Below are 2,040 nucleotides of genomic sequence, written 5' to 3'. Positions count from 1 at the left end.
GCAGGTTGGGCCGGCCGGCCGCTCCGGGCGCCGGCGGTCGTGCCCGTCAACGACCGCGCGCCGACGGCGGTTCCGGCCGGCCGGGGGAACCCGAAGCCGCATTGGCCGGTTCATGCACTGTCCGTTTCCCGACACCGAGAAGAAGGAGCACGCAGATGAACTGGGATCAGATCGCCGGCAACTGGAAGCAGGCCAAGGGCAAGGTCAAGGAGCAGTGGGGCAAGCTGACCGACGATCAGCTCGACGTCATCGACGGCAAGCGCGACCAGCTCGTCGGCCGCATCCAGGAGGCCTACGGCATCGAGCGCGAGCGCGCCGAGGCCGACGTCCGCGCGTGGGAGAGCCGCACCCGGTTCTGACGGCCGTCCATCGCGCCGGTGGCCCGCGACGGGGCCGGTCCCGGGCGGGGCCGGCCCCGTTTCGCTGCGCGCGGGATGGGACTAGGGTGCGGGCGCCCGAACCCGAAGAAGCCCCCACCGGAGGAAGCATGGCCGACCCGGAGACCCTCGTCCGCTCCGACCGTGCCGGCGACGTCGCCCGCATCACCATCGCCAACCCGCCCGTCAACGCGTTGTCGCATGCCGTGCGCAGCGGCATCCTGGCGGCGGTGCAGACGGCCGACGCCGACCCCGAGGCGGTCGCCATCGTCATCCGCTGCGACGGCCGCACCTTCGTCGCCGGCGCCGACATCACGGAGTTCGACCGGCCGGCGGTCGAACCCGTCCTGTCGACCGTGCTGGCGGCCATCGACGCCTGCCGCAAGCCGGTCGTCGCCGCCATCCACGGCACGGCGCTCGGCGGCGGGCTCGAACTGGCCCTCGCCTGTCACTGGCGGGTCGCTGTCGCCGGCGCCAGGGTCGGGCTTCCGGAAGTGAAGCTCGGCATCATCCCCGGCGGTGGCGGCACCCAGCGGCTGCCGCGCGCCGTCGGTGTCGAGAAGGCGCTGGAGATGATCGCCACCGGCGAGATGATCGGCGCCGCGGAGGCGCTGGCGGCCGGCATCCTGGACGCGGTCGTCGAGGGCGACCTCGACGCGGCGGCGCTGGCCTTCGCCCGCGCCCGGGCCGCCGAAGGCGCACGCCCGCGCCTGCGCGACCGGGACGACCGGATCGCCCCCTTCCGGGGCCAGGACACGCCGTTCGCGGCGGCGCGCGCCGCCGCGGCGCGGCGGGCGCGCGGCCGGCAGGCGCCGCTCTACGCCATCCAGGCCGTCCAGGCCGCCGTCGAGCAGCCGTTCGACGACGGCCTCGCGCTCGAGCGCGCGCTCTGCACCGAACTCAAGGCATCGGCGCAGTCGCGCGCCCAGCGCCACATCTTCTTCGCCGAGCGCGAGGCGGCGAAGGTGCCGGGCGTCGGCCGCGACACCCCGGTCGCCCGGGTCGACGAGGTGGCGGTGATCGGCGCCGGGACGATGGGCGGCGGCATCGCCATGTGCTTCGCGGCGGCCGGGGTGCCGGTCGTGCTCGTCGAGACGGCGCAGGCGGCGCTCGACCGCGGGCTCGCGACCATCCGGCGGAACTGGGACGCGACGGCCCGGCGCGGCGGCCTCGGCCGGAACACGGTCGAGGGGCTGATGGAACGCATCCGGCCGTCGCTTGCGATCGCCGACATCGCCACGGCCGACCTCGTGATCGAGGCGGTGTTCGAGGACACCGCCATCAAGAAGTCCGTCTTCGCGGAGATGGATCGCCATGCCAAGGCAGGCGCGATCCTGGCGACCAACACCTCGACCCTCGACGTCGACGACATCGCGACCGCCACCGGGCGGCCCGGGAGCGTCGTCGGCCTGCATTTCTTCAGCCCTGCCAACGTCATGAAGCTGCTGGAGATCGTCCGCGGCAAGGCGACGGCCCCGGCGGTTCTGGCGACGTCGCTGGCGGTCGCCAAGCGCATCGGCAAGGTGCCGGTCGTGGTCGGGGTCTGCGACGGCTTCGTCGGCAACCGCATGCTGCGCGCCCGCGGCCGCCAGGCCGAACGCCTCGTCCTGGAGGGGGCGCTGCCGCAGCAGGTCGACCGGGTGCTCTACGATTTCGGCTTCCC

Annotated in this window: 2 protein-coding genes; both read left to right on the top strand. The window is 74.2% G+C overall.

The window, feature by feature from the left end; all coding sequences use genetic code 11:
- Positions 1-155: 155 nt before the first annotated feature.
- Positions 156-359, top strand: coding sequence for a CsbD family protein (locus tag ACE3Q3_RS16440; protein WP_374447907.1), 204 nt, complete (start codon positions 156-158; stop codon positions 357-359).
- A 128-nt stretch (positions 360-487) separates the two neighbouring features.
- A partial coding sequence (locus tag ACE3Q3_RS16435) for a 3-hydroxyacyl-CoA dehydrogenase NAD-binding domain-containing protein (protein ID WP_374447905.1) occupies positions 488-2,040 on the top strand: 1,553 nt, incomplete at its 3' end.

Source organism: Allostella sp. (assembly GCF_041913585.1).
Classification (GTDB): Bacteria; Pseudomonadota; Alphaproteobacteria; order ATCC43930; family Allostellaceae; genus Allostella.
This window is presented reverse-complemented; position numbering and strand designations above follow the sequence as displayed.

Bases quoted from the DNA above. Each gene is read 5' to 3' on its own strand.
- ACE3Q3_RS16440 (WP_374447907.1), top strand. From the start codon at position 156: ATGAACTGGGATCAGATCGCCGGCAACTGGAAGCAGGCCAAGGGCAAG.